Source organism: Mycetocola saprophilus, from assembly GCF_000718085.1.
GTDB lineage: Bacteria > Actinomycetota > Actinomycetes > Actinomycetales > Microbacteriaceae > Mycetocola > Mycetocola saprophilus.
Genome location: NZ_JOEC01000003.1, coordinates 230,735 through 256,612, shown reverse-complemented (window position 1 = coordinate 256,612; position 25,878 = coordinate 230,735). Strand labels below are relative to the sequence as shown.

The 25,878-nt window shown below is 64.9% G+C and carries 22 protein-coding genes and 1 riboswitch; of the genes, 7 read left to right on the top strand and 15 right to left on the bottom strand.

Features of this window, described 5'->3' with window-relative positions:
- Positions 1-6: 6 nt before the first annotated feature.
- The 3 genes from IE92_RS0113680 to IE92_RS0113670 form a co-directional block, all read right to left on the bottom strand.
- On the bottom strand, positions 7-2,199 hold the full coding sequence (locus IE92_RS0113680; protein WP_030149069.1) for a hypothetical protein: 2,193 nt from the start codon (positions 2,197-2,199) through the stop codon (positions 7-9).
- Between the two features lie 51 nt (positions 2,200-2,250).
- The gene (locus IE92_RS16835; RefSeq protein ID WP_030149068.1) at positions 2,251-2,547 is read right to left on the bottom strand and encodes a hypothetical protein; all 297 of its coding nucleotides are present in this window, start codon (positions 2,545-2,547) and stop codon (positions 2,251-2,253) included.
- A 277-nt stretch (positions 2,548-2,824) separates the two neighbouring features.
- Positions 2,825-4,237: an MFS transporter gene (locus tag IE92_RS0113670; RefSeq protein ID WP_030149067.1), complete on the bottom strand. Its 1,413-nt coding sequence runs from the start codon at positions 4,235-4,237 to the stop codon at positions 2,825-2,827.
- Positions 4,238-4,436: 199 nt separating this feature from the next.
- Between IE92_RS0113670 and IE92_RS0113665 the strand changes: the two genes are divergently transcribed.
- Positions 4,437-5,153 carry an NUDIX domain-containing protein gene (locus IE92_RS0113665; RefSeq protein WP_030149066.1) on the top strand — a complete coding sequence of 239 codons (717 nt, stop codon included), beginning with the start codon at positions 4,437-4,439 and terminating at the stop codon, positions 5,151-5,153.
- On the opposite strand, the gene ribH is transcribed toward IE92_RS0113665, so the two are convergent.
- The 7 genes from ribH to IE92_RS0113625 form a co-directional block, all read right to left on the bottom strand.
- Positions 5,150-5,614: a 6,7-dimethyl-8-ribityllumazine synthase gene (ribH, locus tag IE92_RS0113660; protein WP_030149065.1), complete on the bottom strand. Its 465-nt coding sequence runs from the start codon at positions 5,612-5,614 to the stop codon at positions 5,150-5,152. The two genes, IE92_RS0113665 and ribH, sit on opposite strands and share 4 nt — an antisense overlap.
- Positions 5,615-5,640: 26 nt before the next feature.
- A complete protein-coding gene (locus tag IE92_RS0113655; protein ID WP_030149064.1) occupies positions 5,641-6,903 on the bottom strand; it encodes a bifunctional 3,4-dihydroxy-2-butanone-4-phosphate synthase/GTP cyclohydrolase II in 1,263 nt (420 codons plus the stop codon).
- Between the two features lie 3 nt (positions 6,904-6,906).
- Positions 6,907-7,539: a riboflavin synthase gene (locus IE92_RS0113650; RefSeq protein WP_030149063.1), complete on the bottom strand. Its 633-nt coding sequence runs from the start codon at positions 7,537-7,539 to the stop codon at positions 6,907-6,909.
- Positions 7,539-8,612 carry a bifunctional diaminohydroxyphosphoribosylaminopyrimidine deaminase/5-amino-6-(5-phosphoribosylamino)uracil reductase RibD gene (ribD, locus tag IE92_RS0113645; RefSeq protein ID WP_030149062.1) on the bottom strand — a complete coding sequence of 358 codons (1,074 nt, stop codon included), beginning with the start codon at positions 8,610-8,612 and terminating at the stop codon, positions 7,539-7,541. Before ribD ends, IE92_RS0113650 begins: the two co-directional genes overlap by 1 nt.
- 94 nt (positions 8,613-8,706) lie before the next feature.
- Positions 8,707-8,853: riboswitch (FMN riboswitch) on the bottom strand.
- Between the two features lie 896 nt (positions 8,854-9,749).
- On the bottom strand, positions 9,750-10,895 hold the full coding sequence (locus IE92_RS18430) for a hypothetical protein (RefSeq protein ID WP_156027563.1): 1,146 nt from the start codon (positions 10,893-10,895) through the stop codon (positions 9,750-9,752).
- A gap of 289 nt (positions 10,896-11,184) precedes the next feature.
- Positions 11,185-11,541 carry an SAV_915 family protein gene (locus tag IE92_RS19105; RefSeq protein ID WP_342666431.1) on the bottom strand — a complete coding sequence of 119 codons (357 nt, stop codon included), beginning with the start codon at positions 11,539-11,541 and terminating at the stop codon, positions 11,185-11,187.
- A gap of 132 nt (positions 11,542-11,673) precedes the next feature.
- Positions 11,674-12,660, bottom strand: a complete 987-nt coding sequence (locus IE92_RS0113625) for a sugar-binding transcriptional regulator (RefSeq protein ID WP_030149058.1) — start codon at positions 12,658-12,660, stop codon at positions 11,674-11,676.
- 772 nt (positions 12,661-13,432) lie between these two features.
- Between IE92_RS0113625 and IE92_RS0113620 the strand changes: the two genes are divergently transcribed.
- The 4 genes from IE92_RS0113620 to IE92_RS0113605 all read left to right on the top strand — a co-directional run bounded on the left by IE92_RS0113620 (position 13,433) and on the right by IE92_RS0113605 (position 18,052).
- Entirely contained in the window at positions 13,433-15,166 is a 1,734-nt protein-coding gene (locus IE92_RS0113620) for a glycerol-3-phosphate dehydrogenase/oxidase (RefSeq protein WP_043322183.1), read from the top strand.
- 120 nt (positions 15,167-15,286) lie between these two features.
- Entirely contained in the window at positions 15,287-16,051 is a 765-nt protein-coding gene (locus IE92_RS0113615) for an MIP/aquaporin family protein (protein WP_030149056.1), read from the top strand.
- A 111-nt stretch (positions 16,052-16,162) separates the two neighbouring features.
- On the top strand, positions 16,163-17,677 hold the full coding sequence (glpK, locus tag IE92_RS0113610; RefSeq protein ID WP_030149055.1) for a glycerol kinase GlpK: 1,515 nt from the start codon (positions 16,163-16,165) through the stop codon (positions 17,675-17,677).
- A 129-nt stretch (positions 17,678-17,806) separates the two neighbouring features.
- Positions 17,807-18,052 (top strand): PLDc N-terminal domain-containing protein, encoded by a 246-nt coding sequence (locus IE92_RS0113605; RefSeq protein WP_030149054.1) that lies wholly within the window; start codon positions 17,807-17,809, stop codon positions 18,050-18,052.
- On the opposite strand, the gene IE92_RS0113600 is transcribed toward IE92_RS0113605, so the two are convergent.
- The gene (locus IE92_RS0113600) at positions 18,036-19,289 is read right to left on the bottom strand and encodes an Nramp family divalent metal transporter (protein WP_051701968.1); all 1,254 of its coding nucleotides are present in this window, start codon (positions 19,287-19,289) and stop codon (positions 18,036-18,038) included. The two genes, IE92_RS0113605 and IE92_RS0113600, sit on opposite strands and share 17 nt — an antisense overlap.
- Before the next feature lie 108 nt (positions 19,290-19,397).
- The gene (locus IE92_RS0113595; RefSeq protein ID WP_030149052.1) at positions 19,398-19,826 is read right to left on the bottom strand and encodes an organic hydroperoxide resistance protein; all 429 of its coding nucleotides are present in this window, start codon (positions 19,824-19,826) and stop codon (positions 19,398-19,400) included.
- A 158-nt stretch (positions 19,827-19,984) separates the two neighbouring features.
- Between IE92_RS0113595 and IE92_RS0113590 the strand changes: the two genes are divergently transcribed.
- Positions 19,985-20,731, top strand: coding sequence for a TetR/AcrR family transcriptional regulator (locus IE92_RS0113590; RefSeq protein WP_081864140.1), 747 nt, complete (start codon positions 19,985-19,987; stop codon positions 20,729-20,731).
- Positions 20,732-20,834: 103 nt separating this feature from the next.
- On the opposite strand, the gene trpS is transcribed toward IE92_RS0113590, so the two are convergent.
- The 3 genes from trpS to IE92_RS0113575 form a co-directional block, all read right to left on the bottom strand.
- Complete coding sequence (gene trpS, locus IE92_RS0113585) at positions 20,835-21,842, bottom strand: tryptophan--tRNA ligase (RefSeq protein ID WP_030149050.1); 1,008 nt, start codon at positions 21,840-21,842, stop codon at positions 20,835-20,837.
- A 26-nt stretch (positions 21,843-21,868) separates the two neighbouring features.
- Positions 21,869-22,717: an exodeoxyribonuclease III gene (locus IE92_RS0113580; RefSeq protein WP_030149049.1), complete on the bottom strand. Its 849-nt coding sequence runs from the start codon at positions 22,715-22,717 to the stop codon at positions 21,869-21,871.
- 69 nt (positions 22,718-22,786) lie between these two features.
- Positions 22,787-24,010 (bottom strand): YihY/virulence factor BrkB family protein, encoded by a 1,224-nt coding sequence (locus IE92_RS0113575; protein ID WP_030149048.1) that lies wholly within the window; start codon positions 24,008-24,010, stop codon positions 22,787-22,789.
- Positions 24,011-24,145: 135 nt separating this feature from the next.
- Between IE92_RS0113575 and ptsP the strand changes: the two genes are divergently transcribed.
- Positions 24,146-25,786, top strand: coding sequence for a phosphoenolpyruvate--protein phosphotransferase (gene ptsP / locus IE92_RS0113570; protein WP_030149047.1), 1,641 nt, complete (start codon positions 24,146-24,148; stop codon positions 25,784-25,786).
- Positions 25,787-25,878 lie beyond the last annotated feature (92 nt).

Genomic DNA, 25,878 nt, shown 5'->3' with positions numbered 1-25,878 from the left:
CGACTCCTATTCTTTAAGGGTTGTGCCGAGCTGAAGTCGTGAATAGCGGCGCACAAGAATTATCAACAGTGCGGATTGGACCACCAGCATGACGATCGTGCCCCCTAGGGCACTCGTGGATTGGGACAAGGTAGCCACGATAATTGCCAGGATTCCGGTTCCTCCAACCACGAAAAGGGCGGGGGCGAAGAGCTTGCCAAGCGAGAATCCCAACAGCCGTTTGACGGCCAGTGCCTCGCGGTAGGTGAGCGCAAACAGACGTGCTACCGAGGCCAACACCACCAGACAGAAGACGAAGAGGAAGAGGACAACCCCGCCAAACAACTGAATGATTGATTCGATGGTCTTGGTGAGCCCGGCGATAAAATCCGTCACCGGGAGAAACTCAATGCTCTTATCGTCGAGATGGAACGAGGCCAGGTACTCGGTGCTGGTGTAGTCCCGAGCGGCGGACGTCTCCAGCTTCACATAACTGTTGCTCAGCCCGACCGCGGCGAGGCTTTCGCTTTCGGTTGGCACCATATTCTCCGGAGTGGTGATGAGGATAACCGGGTCGGTGGTGTGCTGAGGAAGAGCCGGATCCGTGTTCCAGGCGAACAGCTGCGAACCCGGTTCGTACCCCTCGAATGTCACCCTTTCGCCATCGAAAAACTCGGTGCGAATGGCGGGCTCATATGAGGGATGACTGTTTTCGTCCAGCCACCCCTGCACTGCGGTCCTGGTTGATTCCGACCAGGAGTTCGGAATCAGGAACACTCGCTCGCCGTGGTGGGCCCGGGCAATGAGGGCGTCATCAACGTGGAACCCCTGCTCGGCGAGCCAGCTGGGTGACGCGGCAACATACCAGAACGGCTGTTCCGGGACGGATGCATAGATCCCGTCCCATTTGTCGAGGATTTGCGAGTCGAAGTACTGGGTATTGACCAGGCTGACACCGGGCTTGTCCGCGATGGACCGGTACCAATCGTAAAAGTCTCTGGTTTGCTGTGGCGATTGTCCGCCATCGGAGGTCTGCGCGCTACCGGCAGACATCCGGAACAGGATTTCCTGGTCCTTGACCGAGGCCCAGGAATGGTTAACATCGGAGAGCCTATTGGCTTCTCGAATGGGGCCGTCGAGGAAGACCAGGGTGAGCGTGAAGGCGGCAATCGCCACTACGTAGAACCCGGAAAGGGTCCAGAGCAGTAGTTTTTTCGAGTAGCGTCCGAGGATCGCATTGACCGGTTTTGTCGAGATAAGCGCCGTCGCCGCAACTGCCACACAGGCGAGTGTAAGGATGCCTCCGGCGGCCAACGCGCTCCAGGCGAGTGACGCGAGCTCGACGGTGAGCCGATATCCCGGCGCAAGCGCGATGGTAAGTCCCGCCGAAAGCACCGCCGTGATTCCGGCGGTGATCAGCACCGGACGAAATAGCGTGGCCGCAAATCCCCAGGTTGAGTGCCCCAGCAAGACGTGCACGCCGAGAATTCGAAATGCCCTGAGCGTTTCAAAAACGAGCACGAGGAGGAGCAGAATTGTCGCGGCGACGAGGAAGCCCACCAGGAGACCGCCCACGAGACCGCCATCGGCGGCGCGTCCCTGCATCGGGGTCAGCATGCTTTCGGCGGATTGGCCGGTGACGGATTCGAGCGAACCGAGGAGACCAGCGACCTGATCCGGGCTCGCTCCGACTACGCGGTAGGCGGCGTTGACGGTTCCCGAAGTTTGGACAAGATGTGCAAGCTGGACGACCGCAATCCTCGGCGCGAACGTGAACTCCGGTATGGGAACGAGCACGTCGGCTGCATTCGCGTCCAGCCCGATGGATCGTGTAGGTTCACCCTCGAGCAGCCGTGAGATTTCGGCGGAGCCGAAGAGCGACGTTCCCAGGTCGTCCAGGCCCAGCGTATCCGGGACGGCAACCGGGTTGGCCACGATACCGATGCGCATACCGGTGACGAGGTTCGAGGAGTCGGCCGCGAGATGGTCGACTCGGACAACCGCGCGGCCTTCGGTGTGAGCGAAGTCCCCAAGGGCAGCGAGAACACTCGCTGCCCTTTCTTCGGGGACTCCGTGCACATAGATTTTTGTTGCCCCAACGGGGTACTCTTCGACCGTCTGCTGAAGCCGTGCTCCCTGGCTGAACACCAGGAGCACGGTCGAGAGAACCCCGATCAGGACAACGAGTATGGAACTTGAGAGTTTTGACCAAAAGGACATGAACGTTACTTGTGGTCCTTCTCTTCTACGGCAATTGTCACCCTGGTGCTATTAGCCGCGAGCGTTCCAGTAGGCCGTTGCCGCGCCCGTGCCAACGAACTGCTCGGCGTGCGCCAGCACACCGGGCTTCTTCCACCCGGAGAACGTGGTGTTCGCGGTCGAGCTGTGTTCGTACACACCGGTTTGCACGTCGGAGTAGCTGGTGACCCCCCACGAACGACCGTGTTCCCAGCTGATGGCGCTGCCCTTGTAATACACGGTTGCTGCCTGCGCGACCCCCGCGCCACCGGCAACCAGTCCGGCCGCCAGCAGCGCCACGGTAACGGTCTTCTTAATCGTATTCATCATTTCCCCCATTAATAGTTCAGGCACCCCGAGCGCGCCACGAAACCGAAGAAAACACCGTTCTCTGGGTGTAAAACCGAGGTGGCAATTCTTCGGTGTTGTAGCGGGCTCGTGACCTGCTGGATGAAAACCTATGGGACTCGCCCAGCCGGTGTCAACGCGATCGGGCTCCGTGTCTTTCGGGGGCATACCGTTCGCCCTGGAAATACGCGGCGGCCCCGTCTCCTTTCCCCGTGAACTGGGGGGGAGAGAGAGAGACGGGGCCGCGGGCTGGACTCGACTAGTTGTCGATGTTGATGTCCTTGGTTTCGCGGGAGAGCAGCAGCGCGATCAGGGTGAGCACACCCATCGCCACCAGGTACATGCCCACCAGGAACGGGCTGCCATCGGCGGCCTGCCACAGCTGCAGGGCGATCAGCGGGGCCACGGCGGCACCCAGGATCGAGCTCACGTTGTATGAGATCGCCGAGCCGGAGTAGCGCACGTTGGTCGGGAACAGCTCGGGCAGCAGCGCACCCATCGGGCCGAAGGTCGCCCCCATCAGGGTGAAGCCGATGATCAGGAACGCCTGGGTCAGGCCCTTATCGGTGCCGAGCATCGGCTCAAACAGGAAGCCGAATCCGATGATCAGGATGGTGATCACGATCAGGGTCTTGCGGCGACCGAAGCGGTCGGCCAGCGGGCCGGAGACCAGCGTGAAGATTCCGAAGAAGACCACACCGATGATCAGCATCAGCACAAAGTCGACGTAGCCGAAGCCACCGCCGGGGTAGAAGGTCGAGGGATCAAACGGCTTGCCCGCGGCCTCGGCGGCCTTCTGCGCAACCTCAACGGAGGAGGCGCGGGTACCGAAGGTCAGGGTGAAGTTGGTCATCAGGTAGAACAGCACGTAGGTGGCCAGCATGATGAAGGTACCCAGGATGAGGTTCTTCCAGTGGAAGCGGAACACCTCGGCCAGCGGGGACTTCTTCAGCTTGCCGCTGTCGGCGTTCTTCTGGAAGCTGGTGGACTCCACCAGACGCAGACGCACCCAGAGGCCCACGATGACCATGACCGCGGAGAACAGGAACGGGATCCGCCAACCCCAGGCCACAAACGCCTCGGACTGCAGGGCGGGATTTTCGGGGTGGGGGAGCATCGCGTTGATCAGCAGGAACAGCCCGTTGGCGATGATGAACCCCAGCGGTGCACCCAGCTGCGGGAAGGTGCCGTACCAGGCGCGCTTGCCGGTCGGGGCGTTCTCGGTGGCGACCAGCGCCGCACCGGACCACTCACCACCCAGGGCGAAGCCCTGTCCGAGGCGCAGGATCAGCAGGAGCAGCGCGGCCCACCAGCCGATGGTGTCAAAGGTCGGCAGCACACCGATCAGGAAGGTCGCGATACCCATGGTCAGCAGCGAGGCGACCAGGGTGGCCTTGCGGCCATAGCGGTCGCCGAAGTGGCCAAAGACCATGGCACCGATCGGACGGGCCACCATCGCCGCACCAAACGTGGCAAACGAGGCCAGCAGCGAGGTGGTCGGGTTGGCGCTGGGGAAGAAGAGGGTGGGGAACACGAGAACCGCCGCGGTGGCGTAGACATAGAAGTCGTAGAACTCGATGGTGGTGCCGATCAGGCTCGCGGTAATGACGCGCGAGCGGGGATTGGCGGGGGCTGCGGGGGCCTTCGAATCCCCCGTGGTTGCTGCTGACATGCTGTCGTCCAAAAACGTCGTAAATCAAGAGTGAGGTGCAGTCATCACGGGGGTGGGGTGATCGCTGAGCCTAAATTGGTGTGGGTATCCGATTGTGGCGGAAATGCCAATATACGCCCATACCGGGAGTTTCCCGAAACTCCGCGGCGTGAGGGCGACACAACCTGGCGGAAATAAATCCGCGGGTTAGGGTGGGGAAATGAGTGAAAATCCCGCGCAGAGTGCCGCCCGTGCCGTCCCCGGGGAAGGGATCCCCGATGGTCGCGGAAGAACCGGACTGGATCGAGTGGGCCGGGACCTCGCCGGTAATCCCGACGTGCGGATCCTCGACGTGGAGGTAACCTCGGACGGCTGGCACGTGCTGCGCCGCACCACCCTGGAATACCGGGACCGACACGGCAACTGGGGGCGGCAAACCCGGGAGACCTACGATCGCGGCAACGGTGCCACGATCCTGCTGTACCGCACCGATACCCGCACGGTCTTACTGACCAGACAGTTTCGCTTCCCCGCCTACGTCAACGGGCACCCCGACGGCGTGTTGATCGAGGCCGCCGCGGGCCTGCTGGACGGGGATGCCCCCGAGGAGGCGATCGCCCGCGAGACCCACGAGGAGCTGGGGGTGCGGGTCCGCGCGCCCCGGTACCTCTTTGACCTCTATATGAGTCCGGGGTCGATCACCGAGCGGGTGCACTTCTTCGCCGCCGAATACGCTCCCGAGGATGAAACCGGGATCGGCGGAGGCCTGGCCGAGGAGGGTGAGGAGATCGAGCGGGTGGAGCTGGGGTTTGACGATGCCGTGGCCGCGATCGCCGACGGCCGCATCCGCGACGGCAAAACCGTGATCCTGCTGCAGTGGGCCGCGCTGAATCTCTTCGGCGCGGCCCACGAGGCGGTTCTGTTACCCGCGGGTTAGAGCGAGCGCAGCAGGACCGCGGTGTGCAGCGCGGCCTCGGCGGCCTCGCGGCCCTTGTCCTCACGCGAGCCGGGCAGGCCCGCGCGGTCGATGCCCTGTGCCTCATCGTCCAGGGTCAGCACGCCAAAGCCCACGGGCTTGCCGGTCAACACGGACACCTGGGTCAGCCCCGAGGTCGCAGCATCCGAGACGAACTCGAAGTGCGGGGTGCCGCCGCGGATGATCACGCCGAGCGCGACCACCGCATCCGCCCCGGCCTCCAGCGCCGCGCGGGCGGCAACCGGCAGCTCGAAGCTACCGGCGACGCGCACGGTCGTGAAGGTGGCGCCGGACTCGGCCAGGGCCTTCTCGGCACCGGCGATGAGACCGTTGCTGATCTCCTCGTGCCAGGATCCGGCGATTACGGTGACGTTGAGGCCGGTGCCGTCAACCTGGAGGGAGGGGATTCCGTTGCTGCTCATTATGTGTTCCGTTCGGTAGGGAGGGGTTAGTCGGAGAGCGGGATGAACGAGCCGGGCTCGCCCTCGAAGCGGTGGCCCATGCGGTCGCGCTTGGTCTGGAGATAGTTCTCGTTGACCTCGCCCACGCCGACCACCAGGGGCAGGCGCTCAACCACGCGGATGCCGGCCTCTTCCAGCTGGCGGATCTTCTCGGGGTTGTTGGTCAGCAGGCGCACGGCGCTCACGCCCAGGTCCTCGAGGATCGCGCTGGCGGGCAGGTAGCTGCGGGCATCCGCCGGCAGGCCCAGGGCCAGGTTGGCGTCGAGGGTGTCATAGCCCTGCTCCTGCAGCGCATAGGCACGCAGCTTGTTGATCAGGCCGATGCCCCGACCCTCCTGTCCGCGCATGTAGATGACCACGCCGTCCTTCTCGGCGATCTCCTCGAGGGCGGCGTCCAGCTGCGGACCGCACTCGCACTTGAGCGAACCGAGAGCCTCACCGGTCAGGCACTCGGAGTGGACCCGCAGGATCGCGGTGTCGGTGAGCTCGCCGTGGATCAGGGCCAGGTGCTCGGCACCGGTCTGGCGGTCACGGTAGGCGCGCACCTTGAAGTTGCCGTGGGTCGTGGGCAGGTTGGTCTCGATCTCGAAGTGCACGGCCGAGTCGTTGGCAACCGCGGCCAGCTGCTCGGTGGTGCCGGCGTCGGCGGCGTCGAGGTACTCGATCAGATCGGCGATGGTGATCACCGGGATGTCGTGTTCGACGCCCAGGGCCAGCAGACCCGGTAGGCGCATCATGTCGCCCTCGTCGGTCACAACCTCACCGATCACGCCGACCGGGTTCAGCCCGGCCAGGCGCAGCAGGTCCACGGCAGCCTCGGTGTGACCGGCACGCTCACGCACGCCCCCGGCCACCGCGCGCAGCGGCACGATGTGTCCGGGGCGGATGAGGTCTTCGGCGGTGCTGGTCGCATCACCGAGGACCCGCAGGGTCCGGGCACGGTCGGAGGCGCTGATACCGGTGGTCACGCCCGAGGCCGCATCCACGGTCACCGTGTAGGCGGTCTTGCGCGGGTCCTGGCTGTTTTCCACCATCGGGGGCAGGGCCAGTCGGTCCGCGATGTCCGCGGTCATCGGGGCGCACAGGTAACCACTGGTGTGCCGAACGGCCCAGGCCACGGTGTCGTGGGTGGCGAGCTCGGCGGCGAAAATCACGTCGCCCTCGTTCTCGCGGCCCTCATCATCGGCCACGAGGATTGCCTTGCCCGCGCGCAGGGCGGCGAGGGCGGCAGGAATGGTTGAGAGACTCATCGGTTATCGGCTTTCGTTGGGAGTAACTGCGGCATTCACGGCGAGCAGACGCTCCACGTGACGTGCCAGAATGTCGGTTTCAAGATTGACGGTGTCGCCGATCTGGCGCTCGCCGAGGGTCGTGGCGACCAGGGTTTCGGGGATCAGTGAGACCTCGAACCAGGGGGCGGTTTCGGCGGGATCGGAGATCGCGCTGACCGTGAGGGAGACCCCGTCCACGGTGATCGACCCCTTATCGGTGACCAGCGAGGCGTGCTCGATCGGCAGCGAGAAGCGCAGTACCCGCCAGGCGTCACCCGGGGTGACCTGGAGCAGGGTGCCGGTGCCATCCACATGGCCCTGAACGATGTGACCGCCGAGACGGTCGCCCACCTGGGCGGCACGTTCGAGGTTCACCCGGGTTCCCACGGTCGCCCCATCCAGGGCGGACATGACGAGGGTCTGGGCCATGACGTCGGCGGTGAAGGAGGTTTCGGTTTGCTCGATCACGGTCAGGCACACGCCGCTCACGGCAATCGAATCGCCGTGCCCGGCATCGGAGACCACGAGCGGCCCCTCCACGGTGATGCGCAGGGCATCGGCACTGGGAACGAGCGCGGTGATGGTGCCGAGCTCCTCAATGATTCCGGTAAACACTAGTGGGCTCCAGACGTCGGGTGGGTGGATGAGGTTTCGGGGGCGACCGGTTCGGCGGTGAGACGCAGATCCGATCCCAGGTGTCGAACATCGGTGAAGACGAGGCGATGCTGGTCGCCGATGGTGTCCACACCGAGGTCGGTCAGCGCGAGCTTCGGACCGCCGATCAGGGTGGGCGCGATATAGACCAGCACACGGTCGGCAAACCCGGCACGGATGAAGGCGCTGGCCAGGCTCGGGCCGCCCTCCACAAACACCGATCGGATGCCGCGTTTCCACAGAACATCCAGATCCGCGCCCAGATCATCGCCGCTGAGGGTAATGAGCTCGCGCGGGTGGCTGCGCAGCTGCGCATTCGCCGGCACCTCGCGGTGGCCAAACACCACGGGGATCGGCTGGGCCAGCGGCGCACCGTTTTCCTCGCCGCGGGCGGTGAGGGCGGGGTCATCGGCCAGGACGGTTCCGGTGCCCACGGCGATCGCGTCGTGGCGGGAGCGTTCGAGGTGCACATCTGCACGGGCGTCGGGTCCGGTGATCCACTGGCTGGTCCCGTCGGCGGCGGCCGCACGGCCATCCAGGCTGGTGGCCCACTTCACGGTCACCGTGGGGCGTCCGCGTCGGGCATCCCGCAGCCATCCGGCCAGCAGTTCCTCCGCCTGTTCGCGGCGCGGGCCCAGCCGTGCGGGGATGCCCGCGTCGATCAGGGTCTGCGCGCCGTGGCTGGACACCGCTCCGGGATCCGGCACCGCGAAGTACACCTCGGCGACGCCGGCGGCAATCAGCGCCTGCGCGCAGGGGCCGGTGCGTCCGGTGTGGTTGCACGGTTCCAGGGTGACCACGGCGGTCGCGCCGCGGGCCTCGCCCGGTGCCAGGTGGGAGAGGGCGTCTACCTCGGCGTGCGCGGTGCCGGCACCGCGGTGCCAGCCCTCGGCGAGGGTGTGCCCGTCGGGGCTGAGGATGACGCAGCCTACCCGCGGGTTGGGCCCGCCTTCGGGCCCGCGGGTGGCGATCTCCAGGGCGCGGCCCATGGCCGCGTCGAGGACGGCCGCGTCTAGGCGGTCTGGGGTGATCATCGGAGTGGTTGCCTTTTCTCGAGCGCACTCCGGGAGGGTGGCGACGCGAGCGTCACCGAATTACGCGCACCCGACGAAGGGTCGTCAAATCCGCGTGTGCTACCTCTCATCCGGACTCGAATCCCGCAGGACCCATAACCGTCGGTGCCGGAATTTCACCGGCTCAACCCCTCCTTCCGAAAAAGAACGGGCTCGCGGACTCTCACCGCCGGTTTGGACTCTCACCAACCCCGGAGCACTATTTGTTATCTATCGTAGGACAACCCCACTGCCCGGTGGAAGTATTCCGACACACCGAGACTTTTTTCCGGCTGCTGCTTACCGCGTGTTCGAGCGGACGGGAAATCGTGAGACCGTACCCAGTGCGCTCAGGGCAGTCGCCCCGTACTGGAGACGAGGACGGTGAACCGGGTTGTCTCGAAAGAACAGGATCACTTCGGCCAACATGCACGGGTCGGACCCAGATTGCCCGGGACCAACCACAAACGTGTCGCCGCTGGTGTCCCGTAAGTCGAGTCGCTGGAGGCCCTTCTCTGAGGAGAGTGAGACGGCATCTATTTGCTCCCAGGTGCGGTGGACGGTGTTACCCCTGGTCCACCAGCGGATACCGTCGCTCGTGACCTCTACCCCCTGGAACCGGGTGCGGCGGTGGATTGACCCGATGAACGTGTATGCACCCAATGCGAGACCGACCAGTCCCAGGCTGAAGCGGCTAAAGCGTCCTCCGATTAATCCAGATACGGGATAGATCGAGGGGATGTACAACGTCAGCAGCGTGATTGCTCCGGTGATAGATAGCGCCAAACCGACAAGTATCAATCCGCTCCATGTTCCCGGGCGCGGAAGGAACCGGAGTGGTCCAGAACGTGCAACTCGAACTGTTTCCGGCTCGGGCCTGATCGTCAGGACGAGGAGCCAGGCCAGAAAAAGCGCAAGACTCACGGTGAGAGAGAACGAGGTGAGGGCAACACCAGGGTTAGGGGTCTTCGAAAACGTCAAATACCCGAGGACTGTGCAAATTGGAATCGCGAGGCCGATCCAGGGAGCCTGAGATTTCGACTGGGTATATCCGGAGGGCAGCGTGACGATTCTCTGATGAATCCGTAATCGCAACATCAGGACTCCAGACGCGACATGTCATGACCGTGCGAAAACATAACCAAAATCCCCTGCGTCTATGGCCTCGCGGAGGTCCAGGGGCACCGAAGCTTCCCACGCCCAACTGGCAGCGCTTCCTACCGCTACCGAGATGCCGGACACCACGGCAATAACAGCCACTGGCGGAAGCACCGCACCAAGTACGGGGGCAAGCCACGCACCGGCACCGAGCCCGCCGACGAATCCGCCCGCGAGACCGATACCCGTTGAAGACACAGATCCCCCTGCTGCAACATCGGCGGCTGCAGAGACCACGTCGATGGCAACGCCAGCAACCGGAATGATTCGTGTGCCGACCCGGAGACGACCCACCTCCGCGTCGAGCAGTGAACGTGCCTCACGAAGTTCGGGGCTGGTGAATCTTGCTGCCGCCGCCCGGAATTCTGCGCTACCCGAGATCATCTGGCGCTCGAGCCGGTTAAACGCCTCCTGAGCCGAGTCCGCGGCTTGTTCTGCTGCGCTCAGAGTGTCTTTCCATTTGGAACCTGCGTCTTCCAAATAGATTCCGCGCACTAACTCGTTACCGTGTTGCAGCGCATCAAACGTTACCGAGAGACCTTCAAACTCGACCGCACGGGCGATCAACGGAGCAAAGTGGTCATCGACCCATACTCGGAGCTCGGCCCACCATTTGCTGACACTTTTATCGAGTTTTTGGTAGCACAGCACCGAATCCTCGTATCCTCCGACCGGGAGTGGCGAGAGACATTCGCCATTCGGGCCCCGTTCTGTTGGACGTGGAGTACCTGCCGGGGCCACGAACTGTGTGGGTGCCACCGGAGGCTCGATGATTGAGCCCACCACGGTGAGCCAATTTTGATAGGCAGTATCGGCGTATCCGGCAAATGTTTGACGCCCCCGGGACAAACGTCGTGCATAGGCCCGAATGATTTCTGCCGCATCTGCGGTGTATGAACCCAGCGGCTCGACCCCGATCCGAACGTTCTTCGCAGCAAGTTGGAACGCGGCCGCCGATTCTCCCCGCCAAAACATGGGGGTGTCCCAGATGAGCTGGGCCAACCCGTCGGTAAGCGATGCGGTAGGGGCCTTGATTTTGGGATCAAGCCAATCCGCAAGTGAGTGGAGCCCATCGGGATCCCCTGGGATCTTGAGATTGATGCTCACAACGAGTCACCTCCACGAACGAGCACACTGAGGTCTCGAATGATCTGTTCTTCGGCGAGTGTGTGGTCCTCAATTGCCGCTCGGGCGACAGCGAGAAGTGCCGTGCTTGTTGCAGCGGAGAGCTGAGAAGCTTCCAATGTGATTCGGAGCACAGCCGCGATCTTTCGGCTTGCGAGGCCGCCGTTGGCGCCACCGGGAAAGTTATCCATCGCTGAAATAAGGTTATCGATTCGACGGGTGGGAGACTTCGCCAGCTCTTGCATTCCCTCGTCATCGATTCGGATGTGTGTCATTTCAGCTGCCCCTCGGTCGTGGATTGGGGATCGATACCCGGGTCAAAACTCACCACGTCAAACGGGTATTCGTCCTTGATCTCTCCGAGTCTTTCGGTAAAAACCAGAATCCACGGTTGACTCTCTCCGCACTGTCGCGCAAGGCGGTCTAGCGCCGTATAAGCAAGCAGGGTGGTTCGTCCATCGGCTCGCCGGTGTATTTCGATGGTGCGCTGCCCCTCGGGGCCGAGCCGAATCGGTAGATACAGGACGGGCGGGATAATGGGGGCTCCGCCCGATTCGGGTGGTGCCCACGCACGCACAGGGGACGGGCGGACCCGTATGCCCGTCTTATTGCTTCGATCCGCACTCATATGCGGAACGCTACGCGAATAACGATTGTTGCTCCGAAGTAGCGGAAAGAATGCGGACAGGTTGGGTGCCCGCAGACAGAGACGCTCCCCTTGAAGTCGAGGGGAGCGTCTGTGTCTGCGCGGCGTGGCGGGCTAGGCGTCCAGCGGGCCCTGGTCGACCAGGCGGCGGGCGGTGCCGGCGTCCACGATCAGGTCGGTGATCAGGCCGGCGGCCAGGGCGCCGCGCAGGGTGCGCAGCTTGCCGGCACCGGAGACGACGCCGACCCGGCGGGAGATGCCGCGCAGCACGTCGAGGCTCGGGCCCGACGAGCGGGAGTTCAGGGCGATGTTGTCGCTGCTGCCATCCTCGCGGTAGAACACGGTGGCGACGTCACCGACAACCCCGTCCTCGCGCATCACGGCGAGGTCTGCATCGTCGATGTAGCCGGCGACGTAGAGGTGGCTGGGGACGTCGGAGTAGGTCGAGCCGAGACCGAAGACCGCGATGTCCAGCGCGTTCTGACGCTCGACCACCCGGCTCACGCTGCGCTCACGCCACATCGCGGTCTTGGTGTTGGGGTCGTCGAACACGGCGGGCACCGGGAACTGCTGGATCGCCGCGCCGAAAGCCGCGCCGAAGCGCTGCAGGATCTCGCTGGCATAGGCGATACCCGTGGTGCGCGGGTTGGCGGCACCGTTGAGCTGCACGATGAGGGAGTTGTGGGTGGGCTTGGAGGAGAGGTTGCGGGAGACCGCGCTCATGGTGGAACCCCAGGCCACCCCCATCGACATATTGGAGTCGAAGAAGCCGCCGAGGATCCGGGCGGCATAGAGGGCGACGCGGTCCAGGCGGTCCACATCGCTGATCTGGTCGGGGACCGAGACCACGTGGGCGACCACTCCGAACTGCTGGCGGATGTCGTTTTCCAGCTGGCGCGGGGCGTCCAGCGGGGAGCGGACCTGGATTTCGACCAGTCCGGTCTCGCGGGCGTGACCGAGCAGACGCGAGACGCTCGAGCGCGAGGTGTGCAGCTCGGCGGCGATCGCATCCATGGTCAGGTCCTGCAGATAGTAGAGCTGCGCGGCGGTTAGGGCGTCACGAGTTTTCCCACTGAGGGAAAACGATTCGGGAACCGACATTGGTAAAACTCCTTGCGCCGTGCGGCCGCCAGCGGGGCCGGTCAGGTGGCGGATGTATTGCGGGTGTGATGTGCGGGCCCGCGTGGTGGTACGGGATCGCCGCGTTCACCGTCGCAAGACTTCACCTCCGAGCTTAACCATTTTTTCCCGTGAGCGCGCGCCGAGGCCCCGTCTCGGGGTTGGGAGGGGGCGTAATTCTCCGAGGTTCCGATAGCCGGTGTGCCTCGCGGATGGATGGGGGACATCACTCATAGCGGGTGATGAATGCGGGAACGCGTATATCTTGCACCTTCGCGCGCTCTTTTTGGTCCAAAATCGGCAGTTTTCGACTCGCCGTTCGCCACGGTGAGTGCGGAATGCGAACGTCGAAAGTTCTCAAACATCCGCTTGTTTACGGGGCCACAGCGCCGTTTACCCGCCGTTCATCTGGATAACGGTCGCTGAGAAATTGTGCACCAAGATTGGGTAGATGTGTGTTTTTTAAATGTTTCTTTGGCGCATCGGGGAACCATTTTTGGGGGACACCGAGAGGGGAGTGCCCGGGTGAATGGAGCACGATTGATATATGACGCTCCGCGTAACGATGCGGAAAACCCCTATGCAAAGCGCATGACGGCTACTAAGTTGTGATTCAAGAACATGTGTTATCGACCTCGTGCACATTCGTGCATCGGCTTTGCGCGTTTTGTGCAGGTGGGTCACAATCGGAAAGAACCGACGGCGGGGATGCCGCTGCCGGGGGAAATCGAAAGTTTCGAAAAGGGGTAACACCATGCAGGATCAGGTAGGGAACCCGGGCACCGCTCGCACCACGGTAGAGGCTGTCCGCGCAGAGCCGCGAGCCAACGTACTGATTATCGGTGCCGGTATTAACGGGATTGCCACCTTCCGCGACCTCGCCCTTCAGGGAGTCAACGTGACCCTGATCGAGCGTAACGACTTCTGCTCGGGCGCTTCGGCCGCCTCGAGCCACATGATCCACGGTGGCATTCGCTACCTGGAGAACGGCGAGTTCCGACTCGTGCAGGAATCGGTTCAGGAGCGCAACTCCCTGATCAAGATCGCCCCGCACTACGTCAAGCCGCTGCCCACCACCGTGCCGATCTTCTCGACCTTCTCGGGCATGGTCTCCGCTCCGATGCGCTTCCTGACCCACAAGCAGGGCAAGCCGAAGGAGCGCGGTGCCGCACTCATCAAGATGGGTCTGATGATGTACGACTCCTTCTCCCGTGATGGCGGCTCGGTTCCGCGTCACCGCTTCCTGGGCAAGAAGAAGACCCTCGCCGAGCTGCCGCAGCTCAACCCGGGTCTCAAGTACACCGCCACCTACTTCGACGCCTCGATGCACGACCCCGAGCGCCTCGCCCTCGACGTGATGCACGACGGTCTGGCCGCCGGCGACCACGCCCGTGCCGTCAACTATGTTGAGGCCGTGGGATCCACCGAGTCCGGTGCGATTACCCTGCGCGACCGCGTCAGCGGCGAGGAGTTCGACTTCACCGCCGACGTCGTTGTGAACACCTCCGGTCCCTGGACCGACCTCACCAACGGTGCCTTCGGCACCCCGACCACCTATATGGGTGGCACCAAGGGTTCGCACATTGTGCTGGAAAACGATGAGCTGCTGGCAGCCACCGGTGGGCGCGAGATCTTCTTCGAGCACAACGACGGCCGGATCGTGCTGATCTACCCGCTTAAGGGCAAGGTCATGGTTGGTACCACCGACATCAACGCCGACCCGCGTGAGGCCGCCGTCTGCACCGAGGAAGAGGTGGACTACTTCTTCGACCTGGTCAAGCACGTCTTCCCCCAGATCTCGGTGGACCGCTCGCAGATCATCTACCGCTTCAGCGGCATCCGTCCGCTGCCCGGTCACGGTGACACCCAGCCCGGCTTCGTTTCCCGCGACTACCGCATCGTCGAGACCGCCGTGGGTAAGACCCCGCTGCTGAGCCTCGTGGGTGGAAAGTGGACCACGTTCCGCGCCCTGGCCGAGCACCTCTCCGGAGACGTGCTGAAGGTCTTGGGCCTCGAGCGCAAGGTTTCCACCGCCGGAATGGCGATCGGTGGAGGTAAGGACTACCCCCGCGACGACGCCGCCCGCGCCCGCTGGGTATCCGCCAACCGCGGCCTGGTCTCCGACAAGCGTGCCGACGCACTGCTTGAGCGCTACGGCACCCGTGCCGCCGCCCTCATCGCTCAGCTCCCGGCGGAAGAGCACATGCTCGCCACCGCACCGGACTACAGCGCCGAGGAGCTCACCATTTTGGCCACCGAAGAGCGCGTGGTCACCCTGCTTGATGTCATCCAGCGCCGCACGAGCCTGGCCTTCACCGGTCGGAGCTCGCACGCGGTCCTCGTCGAAGTGGCCGAGGCCATTGCGTCGTCACTGGGCTGGGACACCGAGGCGACCGAACGAGAAATCGCTCGGGCCGCAGAATACCTGAGCTGGGCTCACGGCATCACCGATTCCCGCGCTGGCGGGAAGACTCCGGTGAGCGCCTAGGGTTCGCTCAGTCCGGGCTTAGGGGTCGCCACCGACGAGAGTCGGTGGCGACCCCGATCCGGGACTCACACACCAACGCGGCGACCAGGGGTCGCCACGAAACAGAAAAGGAAGGTCAACGTGGACGTATCTTTAGGAACGGTCTTTCTCTCCGAAGCTTTCGGTACGGGAATGCTCACCCTGCTTGGTGGGGGTGTAGTTGCAAACGTGTTGCTGGCCAAGTCCAAGGGTCTTGGCGGCGGCACCCTGATGATCAACTTCGGCTGGGGTCTTGCGGTCTTCGCCGGTGTGATCGTTGCATTCAACTCGGGTGCACACCTGAACCCCGCGGTGACGCTGGGTATTCTTACCTCCGGTGCCGCTGATTATGCACCGCACGTGCCGGTCAGTGTCGGCGCCACATTCACCTACTTTGGTGGACAGCTAATCGGTGCCATTATCGGTTCGATCTTCATGTATCTGGCCTACAAGAAGCACTTCGACGCCACCGAGGACAAGGGCGTCAAGCTCGGCGTCTTCTCGACCGGCCCGGAAATCCGCTCCTACACCTGGAACCTCATCACCGAGATCATCGCGACCTTCGTGCTGGTCATCGTGATCCTCGGCTTCAACCACCAGGGTGAAACCGGTGGTCTGGCAGCCGTGGGCGCACTGCCCGTTGCCTTCCTTGTTGTGGGTATCGGTGCCTCGCTGGGTGGCCCCACCGGCTACGCCATCAACCCCGCACGTGACCTCGGTCCGCGTATCGCCCACGCCATCCTGCCGATCAAGGGCAAGGGTTCCAGCGACTGGGGCTACGCCTGGGTTCCCGTTGTGGGTCCGATCATCGGTGGTGTGGCCGCCGGTCTGCTCTCCCCGGTTCTGCTCCCGATCGTCGGAGCCTAACTTAACACCTCGGTCCGGGCGGATGCACGGTAAACATGCATCCGCCCGTGCCACCCTCGTAGTATTCCCCCCTCACAGACACCGCAGTTTTTGAAATAAGGAGTTAAGCACATGGCTGACTACGTCATCGCGATTGACCAGGGAACCACCTCGTCGCGTGCGATTGTTTTTGACCACTCCGGGAGCATCGTCTCGACCGGACAGCTTGAGCACGAGCAGATTTTCCCCAAGGCTGGTTGGGTTGAGCATGACCCGAACGAGATTTGGAACAACACCCGTGAGGCCATCGGACAGGCGCTGTCCAAGGCCAACCTGACCCGCCACGACATCGCGGCGATCGGTATCACCAACCAGCGCGAGACCGCGGTCATCTGGGACAAGAACACCGGTGAGCCCGTCTACAACGCCATCGTGTGGCAGGACACCCGCACCCAGGACATCGTGGACCGCCTGGCGGCCGACGGCGGCGTGGAGCGCTTCAAGAAGACCGTGGGTCTGCCCCTGGCCACCTACTTCTCCGGTACCAAGATCGTCTGGATCCTGGAAAACGTCGAGGGCGCTCGTGAGCGTGCCGAGGCCGGCGACCTGCTCTTTGGAACCACCGACACCTGGGTGCTGTGGAACCTGACCGGCGGTGTCGAGGGCGGTGTGCACGTCACCGACGTGACCAACGCCTCGCGTACCCTGTTCCTCAACCTGGAGACCCTCGAGTGGGACGACGAGATCCTCGCCGCCTTCGATGTGCCCAAGTCGCTGCTGCCGACCGTGAAGTCCTCCTCCGAGGTCTACGGTCACGCCGACAGCCACTCGCTGCTGCGCGAGACCCCGATCGCCGGTATCCTGGGCGACCAGCAGGCCGCGACCTTCGGTCAGGCAGCCTTCGACAAGGGTGAGGCTAAGAACACCTACGGCACCGGTAACTTCCTCATCTTCAACACCGGTGAGGACATCATCCACTCGGAGAACGGTCTGCTGACCACCATCGGGTACAAGATCGGTGACCAGCCCACCCACTACGCGCTCGAGGGATCGATCGCCGTGACCGGTTCGCTGGTGCAGTGGCTGCGCGACAACCTGGGGCTGATCTCCTCGGCCGCCGAGGTTGAGGAACTGGCTCGTGGCGTGGAGGACAACGGTGGCGCCTACTTCGTCCCCGCCTTCTCGGGTCTGTTCGCTCCGTACTGGCGTTCGGATGCCCGTGGTGCACTGGTGGGTCTGACCCGCTTCGTGAACAAGGGTCACATCGCCCGTGCGGCGCTGGAGGCCATCGCCTACCAGACCGCCGAGGTGCTGGACGCCGTGAACGCCGACGCCGGTGTGGACCTGACCGAGCTGCGCGTGGACGGTGGCGCAACCGCCAACGACCTGCTGCTGCAGTTCCAGGCCGACATCCTGGGTGTCCCGGTTGTCCGCCCGGTGGTTGCCGAGACCACCGCGCTGGGTGCCGCCTACGCCGCGGGTCTGGCCGTCGGATTCTGGAAGGACACCGACGACCTGGCCAAGAACTGGCAGGAAGACAAGCGCTGGGAGCCGAGCATGGACAAGGGCGAGCGCGACCGTCTGTACCGCAACTGGAAGAAGGCCGTCACCAAGACCTTCGACTGGGTTGACGAGGACGTGAACTAGTTCGCGAGTTTTCTCTGACTGCCGCCCCGCTGGATTCCAGCGGGGCGGCGGTGTTTTTTCTGGTGGAGGGGTGCGGATCTCGCTAGGGTGTAGCTACGCGGATGTGCCGAGGGGGAGTGGGGGAGCACCGTGTCTAATCTGCTGATGGGCTGGCATCTGCCGGTTCTGCTGGGTGTACTCGCGCTGTTTGGGTACTGGGTGTACGCGATCGTGGTTACCGCGAATGATCGCCGGATGCGAACCTCGGAGAAGGTCATCTGGATCGTGCTGCTGGTCCTCCTGCACGTACTCACCCTGGTCGCCTGGACCCTGGACCGCATTGTGCGTTGGGCCCGCGGACGTGGGCAGGGGCCGGTGGCTATGCCGCGCCCGTGAGGGTGAGGTAGATCAGCGCGATGTTGAGGAGGACGATGGCGGCCACCACGATCGCCGTGATGATGCGCATCGGGAGTCGGTTCACGAACTCGCCCATCAGCGAACGCTTGGCGGTCAGATAGGCCAGCGGAATCAGGGCAAAGGGGATGCCCACCGAGAGCAGGACCTGGCTGAGGACCAGCGCCAGCGTGGGGTCAAAACCCACGCCCAGCACGATCAGTGCGGGGATGATGGTGATGACGCGGCGCACCAGGAGCGGGATGCGTACGTGCAGCAGGCCGTCCATGATCGTGGCTCCCGCGTAGCAGCCCACCGAGGTGGAGGCGAGGCCCGAGGCGAGCAGGCCCACGGCGAAGACCACGCCGACGACCGGGCCGAGGGCCGCGGTGATGGCCGCATGGGCGCCCTCGATGGTGTCGGTGCCCGCGACGCCGGGCAGGGCCGAGGCGGCAAGAAGCAGCATGGCGATGTTCACGCCCCCGGCCAGCACGAGCGCGAGGCCCACATCCCACCGGGTGGCCTTGAGGAGGCGGCGGACTCGGCCGGGGTTGGTGCTCACGCCGTGGCGGTCGCGGGCGAGGGCCGAGTGGACGTAGATCGCGTGCGGCATGACCGTGGCTCCCAGCATGCTCGCGGCCAGCAGGACCGTCTCGGTGCCCTCGAAGCGTGGAACCAGTCCGCCGGCCACGCCGCCCCAGTCCAGTGGGGAGAAGAACAGGCCGCCCACAAAGCCGATGGTGATGATCACCAGCATGCCCAGAATGACAAACTCAAACGGACGCTGGCCGCGGCGCGACTGGATTGCCAGGAGCGCCATCGAGACCGCGCCGACGATGATCCCGCCGAGCAGCAGCGGCGTCCCAAACAGCAGGTTCAGCGCGATGGCGCCGCCGATCACCTCGGCGAGATCCGTGGCCGCGGCGATGACCTCGGCCTGTACCCAGTAGGCCAGGCGGCCGGCGCGCGGCATGCGCTGTCCCAGCAGCTCGGGCAGGCTCTTGCCGGTGACCAGGCCGAGCTTGGCGGAGAGGTACTGCACGAGCACCGCCATGACGTTGGCCAGCACCAGAACCCAGACCAGCAGGTAGCCGTAGCCCGCGCCCGCGGAGAGGTTGGCCGCGACGTTCCCCGGATCCACATAGGCGATGGCCGCCACGAAGGCGGGGCCGAGGAGACCCAGGAGCCGACGTTCGGGCGCGCGGGTTGGACGAGTGGAGGCGGGTGCTGCGGAGGTCATGCGCTCACACTAGCAGGTTAATTTCGGCGCACCGAAAAATGTCGTTCCGGGTATTAAAAAACGGGCACCCGAGAGTGTCTCGGGTGCCCGTGATGCCTGGGGAGGGCGTTAGGCGACGACGGTCTCGATCTCGACCTTGATGTTTCCGCGGGTGGCGTTGGAGTACGGGCACACCTGGTGCGCAAGACCCACGAGGCGCTCGGCCTCGGCCTGCTCGATGTCCGCGATTTCCACGTGGAGGGCTGCGCCGAGGTCGTATCCACCCTGACCGTTGGGGAAGATCGAAATGTCGGCCACCACGGCCGAGTCGGTCAGGGTGATCTTCTCGGCGGCAGCCACGGCCTTGAGTGCGGAGTGGAAGCAGGCCGACCAGCCGGCGGCGAAGAGCTGCTCGGGGTTGGTTCCGCCGCCACGGCCGCCCATCTCGGTGGGGACCGCGAGGACCAGGTCGAGGTTGCCGTCGCTGGAGACGACGTGGCCCCCGGCGCGGCCATCGCCGGTCGAGGTGGCTACGGCGGTGTACAGGGTTTCGCTCATAATCTGTGTCCTTCTGACGGGGATTCTCGGAAAATTCCTAGGTAGACGAACTAGTCACTCTACCTACAAGATCTATACTGGAACAGGACTCGGCAACATGCAAGTCCAACCTCAGATTCTCGGTTTCGATTCAGGAACCGTTCGGCACGGGAGCGCACATGACGCAGGTACAGACGCGAGGCACGGCCGTCTCGGAGTCCTCCGCGACGAATGCCGAGACCGACGCGACGGCCGAGAACTCCACAACACACACCGAGACGGCTCGGAAGGCCGAGACTCCCAGCGCCCCGGTGCGGATCGGCGCGCGCCAGCGCATCCTCGATGCCGCCGGCGCGCTGTTCCCGGCGCTCGGATACCGCGCGGTGAGCGCGGACCGGATCATCGCCGCCGCCGGCATCACCAAGGTCACCTTCTACCGGCACTTCCCCACCAAGGACGACCTGATCGTGGCCTACCTGGATGCCGAGTCCGCGCGCGCCCAGGAATCGGTGGCCCGCCTGTTTGCTCCCGAAGGATCGGACATCGAAAGCCGCGGCCCCGAAGAGCTACCCGTGCGCATCGTCACCGCCGAGCAGGCCGAGCTGTTCCTCTCCGGGTTTGCCCGGGTGATCGGGGTCGAGAGCTGCCGTCCGGGTTTCCGAGGCTGCGTGTTCCTGAACGCCGCGGCCGAATATGCCGAACCCGAGCACCCGATCCGTCGGGCCGTGCTGACCCACCGGGACTGGCTCCTGGGCACCCTCGCCGACGCCGTGCGTGCCCTGGGCATCGCACCCGCCGAACCGGTCGCCCGCCAGCTCCTGATGCTCAGGGACGGTGCAATGTTTGCCGGATATCTGGACACCCCCGAACAGATCGAGACCCAGCTGCGCACCGCGGGCCGCGCGATCCTGCGCGCGGGAGCTTAGCCGCCCGCCTGGACCGATCGGCCCGAGCGAAGCGACGCGGCTCGGCCCCGACGCACAAACACCCGGACCAAACGGCCCGGGTGTCTGCGTATGGGTGTGGCGTTTAGCGTGCGCGGCGCAGCAGGCCGATGCGGTCGTACACGGTGTCGAGGGTAGTCTCGGCCACCTCGCTGGCGCGCTCGGCGTTGCGGGCGAGCAGGCGGTCGAGCTCGGCCGGGTCGGCCATCAGCTCGTTGGCGTGCTCACGTACCGGGCCCAGGGTGTCGGCCACCAGCTCGGCGAGGTCCTTCTTGAATGCACCATAGCCCTGGCCATCATAGGCCGCGGTGATGTCCTCCACGGTGCGCCCCGACAGGCCCGAGTAGATGCTCAGCATGTTGGAGATGCCGGGCTTGTTTTCCCGATCGAAGGCCACCACGCCGTCGGCGTCGGTCACCGCGCGCATGATCTTCTTGGCGTTGACCTTGGGGTCATCCAGCACCCAAATGATGCCCGCCGGGGACTCCCCGGACTTCGACATCTTCGAGGTGGGGTTCTGCAGGTCGTAGATGCGCGCCTCGTTGCCACCGATGTGGGCGGTGGGGATGGTGAAGGTCTCGCCGAAGCGCGAGTTGAAGCGCTCGGCGAGGTTGCGGGTCAGCTCGACGTGCTGACGCTGGTCATCGCCCACCGGCACCACCTCGGTCTGGTACAGCAGGATGTCGGCGGCCATCAGCACCGGGTACGCAAACAGGCCCACGCTGGTGGCATCGGAACCGTAGCGGCTGGACTTGTCCTTGAACTGGGTCATCCGACCGGCCTCGCCAAAGCCGGTGATGGTGTTGAGGATCCAGGCCAGCTCGGTGTGGGCGGGCACATGCGACTGCACGTACAGGGTGGACTTATCCGGGGAGATGCCGCCGGCGATGTACTGCGCGGCGGTGCGGCGGATCTTCTCCCGCAGCGTGGTCGGGTCCTGGGGCACGGTGATCGCGTGCAGATCGACCACCGAGAAGAAGGCGTCGTGGGTTTCCTGCAGGCGCTTCCACGGCGAGAGCGCACCCAGGAAGTTGCCGAGCTGGAGCGAATCGGCGGAGGGCTGCATGCCGGAATACAGGCGGGGGTTGGTCATGATAAATCCTTAAAAATTGAGCGAGATTAGAGTGCGTAGACGACGGTGACGGGCGCGTGGTCGGACCATCGCTCGTCGTACGCAGCGGCCCGCTCGACCGCATAGGAGGTAACGGTGGCAGCCAGCGCGGGCGTTGCCATGTGGTAGTCGATGCGCCATCCGGCGTCGTTATCGAAGGCCTGGCCTCGGTAGGACCACCAGGTGTACGGACCGGGGACCTCGCCGGCGAACGCGCGACCGACATCCACCAGGCCGATGCCCGGACCGGTGACGCCGTCCACGCCGGTGACCTCGGTGCCCGCGGCCCCGAAGAAACGGTCGAAGTAGGAGCGCTCCTGCGGCAGGAAGCCGGCGTTTTTCTGGTTGCCCTTCCAGTTTTTGATGTCGAGCTCGCGGTGACCCACGTTGAGGTCACCCACCACGACGGCGTGCGAGGTCTGGGCCGAGAGCTCGGCCAGACGCACCAGCATCGCCTCCAGGAAGGCATATTTGGATACCTGACGCGGGGTATCCACCTCGCCCGAGTGCACGTAGGTGGACACCACCGTTACCGGGGTGCCGTGCCAGTCGTAGTCGCCCTCGAGCCAGCGTCCGGTGCTGTCGGTTTCCTCGCCGCCCAGGCCCGCGCGCGAGGCGACGGGGGCGATCCGGCTGAGCAGTGCAACACCGGCGCGACCCTTGGCCGCGGCCTCATCGTGCAGGATGTGCCAGCCCTCGCCCACCAGCTTGTGCACGTCGGCGTCGCCGGCGCGAACCTCCTGAAGGGCCACAATGTCGGCACCGGAGTTTTCCAGCCACTCGCCCATACCCTTGCGGTAGGCGGCGCGGATGCCGTTGACGTTGACCGAAATAACGCGTAATGGGTTGGCAGACATGGCCCCAGTTTACCGGGTACCGGCGACACTCCGGGGCGTAATTGCCCGATTGTATGCGACCGCGAAAAACTAGCGACCCCGGCGCTCGGCCCGCAGGGTCCGCAGTTCCTTACGTGCGCGCTCGGCACGGGCCCTGGCCACCAGTTTCGCCGGTCCCCGCGCCGCCCGGGCCGCGGCCACCGCCTCGTCAAAGGTCGTGCGCGCGATCAGTTCGCGGGCATCGGCCAAATCCTCGAGCCGCTCGCGCTCGCTCTGCTCGATCAGGACCACACCCTTGCGTTCCAGGCCCTCGGCGATCCAGGCCCCGGCGATCAGGATCACCCGACAGACGAAGTTGAACCAGATCAGCAGACCGATAAACACCGCAAACGTGGCCAACAGCGGGTTTCGGCTGGCCCCACCCAGCACCGCACCACCGGCAACGCTCAGCGCGGTCAGCGCCAGGGCCCCGAAGAAGGACCCCATGAAGAGGTCGGGCAGCGGAATCGGGATGCGGGCGAGCACCCGGTACAGCGCCGACAGGGTGATGAAGTTCAGCAGCAGACCGGCAACCAGACCGATCAGCGAGACCGTTGCGCGCCCCCAGAACGACTCATCGGAGATTCCGATCAGACCGAGCACCCAGGTCACCGCCTGGGTCGAGAGCATATTGGCCGCGGCCGAAAGCACCAGCAGCACCCCGAAGGCCAGCGCGAGCCCCAGGTCCTTGGCCTTCTGGAGGAAGAAGTTACCCTCGGCGCGGGGGAGATGGAAGATCGAGCGCAGGGCCTGCCTGGTCGAGGAGAGCCAGGCGATCGCGGTGAAGAGCAAACCGACCAGCGCGATCGCACCGGTCCACCCGAACACATTGACGCGGGCGATGGTGAGGATCTGATCCTCCTTGATGATGCCACTGCCGCCGTCGGTGCCGATCAGCCCGGGAACCGCGTTATTGATGATGTGAACGAGATTCTTGAACAGCTCATCGTTGCCGATCAGCCATAGTCCGGCGACCGCGAACCCCACGTACAGCGCGGCGAATACCGCAAACACCGCCTGGAAGCTCATGCCCGAGGACAGCAGGTTGCCGTCGGCCTCGTTGTAGCGCATGACCGTGCGGACCACCCGGGTGCGCGTCACCGTGTCCACGGCCTCGCCCGCGCGCTCCAGCGGCTTCTCGAAACGCTGCACCAGCGCATTATCGCTGTTGCGGATCGATTCCGAGAAGGAGGCCTCACGCTTTAGCGCGGCCTTCCGGGCATTCTTTTCGGCCAGGCGTTGGCCTCGGGAGGCGCTGCGGGGTCGACTGCTCATGCCCCTACTGTAATGGGGGCGTGATCGGGTGGGGAGATTTCCGGGGAACGCCGCGGGATTCCTCCTTCGAATGTGCGCCCGGCTCGGACCTGGCCTAGGCTGAACCCTAGATAGCGGGCGAACGAAGGGAACCGGGTGCGGGTGCAGGGGGTGGGTGTTGGTCGCGGTGTGGTCACCGGACCGGTCCTGCGTATGCCCGAACCGTTGCCCGAGCCCTCGGATCGTCCGCGCAGCAACACGGCGGCCTGGGAATCATCCCGGGCCGAGGCCGCGCTGCGCGAGACCGCCCATGATCTCTCCCAGCATGCCGAGCACACCACCGGCGAGGCACGAGCGGTGCTGGAGGCTCAGGCTCAGATGGCGCAGGATCCCTCGCTGCTGACCGATGTGCGCTCCCGAATCGCCGCCCAGAAGACCGCCGAGCGTGCGATCTTTGAGGCGTTCCACACCTTCCAGCAGATGCTGCTCTCGATGGGCGGCTATATGGCCGAGCGTGCCTCCGACCTGGGCGACCTTTCCCAGCGCACGATCGCGCACCTGCGCGGGGTTCCGGTGCCGGGCATCCCCGACTCGGATACCCCCTTTATCCTGGTGGCTCACGATCTGGCCCCGGCCGACACCGTGGGCCTTGACCTGGGGCGCGTCCTCGGGCTGATCACCAGCGGAGGCGGCCCCACCTCGCATACGGCGATCCTCGCGCGGGCCAAGGCCCTGGTTGCCGTGGTCGGTGTGGGCGATGTGGACGCGCTGGTGGACGGGACCGAGGTGCTGCTGGATGCGGCCGAGGGTACCGTCACTATCGATCCGACCCCCGAGGATGTGCAGACCGCTCGCCGCCGGCTGGGTCGTCGCCGCTCCAAGGTCCCGGTGGGCCCGGGAACCCTCGCCGATGACACCCCGATTCCGCTCCTGGCCAACCTGACCCGGGCCGATGAGGCCCAGGCGGCCCGCGAACTCGGTGCCGAGGGCGTGGGGCTGCTGCGAACCGAACTCCTGTTCCTGGATGCCGACCGCGCCCCGAGTATCGCCGAGCAGGTGGAGCACTACCAGCGGATCTTCGAGGAGTTCCCCGGCCGTCGGGTCATCGTACGCACCCTGGACGCCGGTGCCGATAAGCCGCTCGCATTCCTCCCGGTGGATACCGCCGAACCCAACCCGGCCCTGGGCATGCGCGGGCTGCGCGCGTTCCGGGGAGATGATTCGATCCTGCGCGATCAGCTGCGGGCGCTCGCCATCGCCGCCGACAGCTGCCGTGCGGACGTGCGGGTGATGGCCCCGATGATCGCCGATGCCGCCGAAACCGCCAGGTTTGTGCTGCTGGCTCGCGAACTGGGACTCGGCACCGCGGGGGTCATGGCCGAGGTGCCCTCGGCCGCCCTGCTGGCCGCGCAGATCCTGGGCATCGCCGACTTCGTCTCGATTGGGACCAACGACCTTACCCAGTACACCCTCGCCGCCGATCGGCAGCTGGGTGCGCTGGCCGAGTATCAGGATCCCTGGCACCCAGCGGTGCTGCGCCTGATCAGGATGATCGGGGATGCCGGCGGTCAGTCGGGCAAGCCCGTGGGGGTGTGCGGAGAAGCGGCGGGGGATCCGCTGCTCGCGGTCATCCTGGTGGGGCTCGGCGTCACATCGCTGTCGATGGCCCCCGAGGCGCTCGCGGACGTACGCACCGAGCTGCGCCAGCACACCCTGGAACACGCAAGATTGCTGGCTTCCCGGGCGCTTGCGGCCGCGACCCCGGCCGAGGCACGACTGGTGATGACCGAGGGATAGTTCCCGCGGAATAGCCGCCGAGGCAGCGATGACTCGTGCCCGTACCTCCTCCGACGCGACGAAACTCCCGAACAGGGGGCGACTGTCGAGTG

What these genes read in the sequence shown, in the direction of transcription:
- IE92_RS0113655 (WP_030149064.1), bottom strand. Translation starts at nt 6,903, where the DNA reads ATGAGTCTCTCAACCATTCCTGCCGCCCTCGCCGCCCTGCGCGCGGGC.
- trpS (WP_030149050.1), bottom strand. Translation starts at nt 21,842, where the DNA reads ATGACCAACCCCCGCCTGTATTCCGGCATGCAGCCCTCCGCCGATTCG.
- IE92_RS0113620 (WP_043322183.1), top strand. Translation starts at nt 13,433, where the DNA reads ATGCAGGATCAGGTAGGGAACCCGGGCACCGCTCGCACCACGGTAGAG.
- IE92_RS0113595 (WP_030149052.1), bottom strand. Translation starts at nt 19,826, where the DNA reads ATGAGCGAAACCCTGTACACCGCCGTAGCCACCTCGACCGGCGATGGC.
- IE92_RS0113590 (WP_081864140.1), top strand. Translation starts at nt 19,985, where the DNA reads ATGACGCAGGTACAGACGCGAGGCACGGCCGTCTCGGAGTCCTCCGCG.
- IE92_RS16835 (WP_030149068.1), bottom strand. Translation starts at nt 2,547, where the DNA reads ATGATGAATACGATTAAGAAGACCGTTACCGTGGCGCTGCTGGCGGCC.
- glpK (WP_030149055.1), top strand. Translation starts at nt 16,163, where the DNA reads ATGGCTGACTACGTCATCGCGATTGACCAGGGAACCACCTCGTCGCGT.
- IE92_RS0113665 (WP_030149066.1), top strand. Translation starts at nt 4,437, where the DNA reads ATGAGTGAAAATCCCGCGCAGAGTGCCGCCCGTGCCGTCCCCGGGGAA.
- IE92_RS0113600 (WP_051701968.1), bottom strand. Translation starts at nt 19,289, where the DNA reads ATGACCTCCGCAGCACCCGCCTCCACTCGTCCAACCCGCGCGCCCGAA.
- ribD (WP_030149062.1), bottom strand. Translation starts at nt 8,612, where the DNA reads ATGATCACCCCAGACCGCCTAGACGCGGCCGTCCTCGACGCGGCCATG.
- IE92_RS0113680 (WP_030149069.1), bottom strand. Translation starts at nt 2,199, where the DNA reads ATGTCCTTTTGGTCAAAACTCTCAAGTTCCATACTCGTTGTCCTGATC.
- IE92_RS0113670 (WP_030149067.1), bottom strand. Translation starts at nt 4,237, where the DNA reads ATGTCAGCAGCAACCACGGGGGATTCGAAGGCCCCCGCAGCCCCCGCC.
- IE92_RS19105 (WP_342666431.1), bottom strand. Translation starts at nt 11,541, where the DNA reads ATGAGTGCGGATCGAAGCAATAAGACGGGCATACGGGTCCGCCCGTCC.
- ribH (WP_030149065.1), bottom strand. Translation starts at nt 5,614, where the DNA reads ATGAGCAGCAACGGAATCCCCTCCCTCCAGGTTGACGGCACCGGCCTC.
- IE92_RS0113575 (WP_030149048.1), bottom strand. Translation starts at nt 24,010, where the DNA reads ATGAGCAGTCGACCCCGCAGCGCCTCCCGAGGCCAACGCCTGGCCGAA.
- IE92_RS0113625 (WP_030149058.1), bottom strand. Translation starts at nt 12,660, where the DNA reads ATGTCGGTTCCCGAATCGTTTTCCCTCAGTGGGAAAACTCGTGACGCC.
- IE92_RS0113580 (WP_030149049.1), bottom strand. Translation starts at nt 22,717, where the DNA reads ATGTCTGCCAACCCATTACGCGTTATTTCGGTCAACGTCAACGGCATC.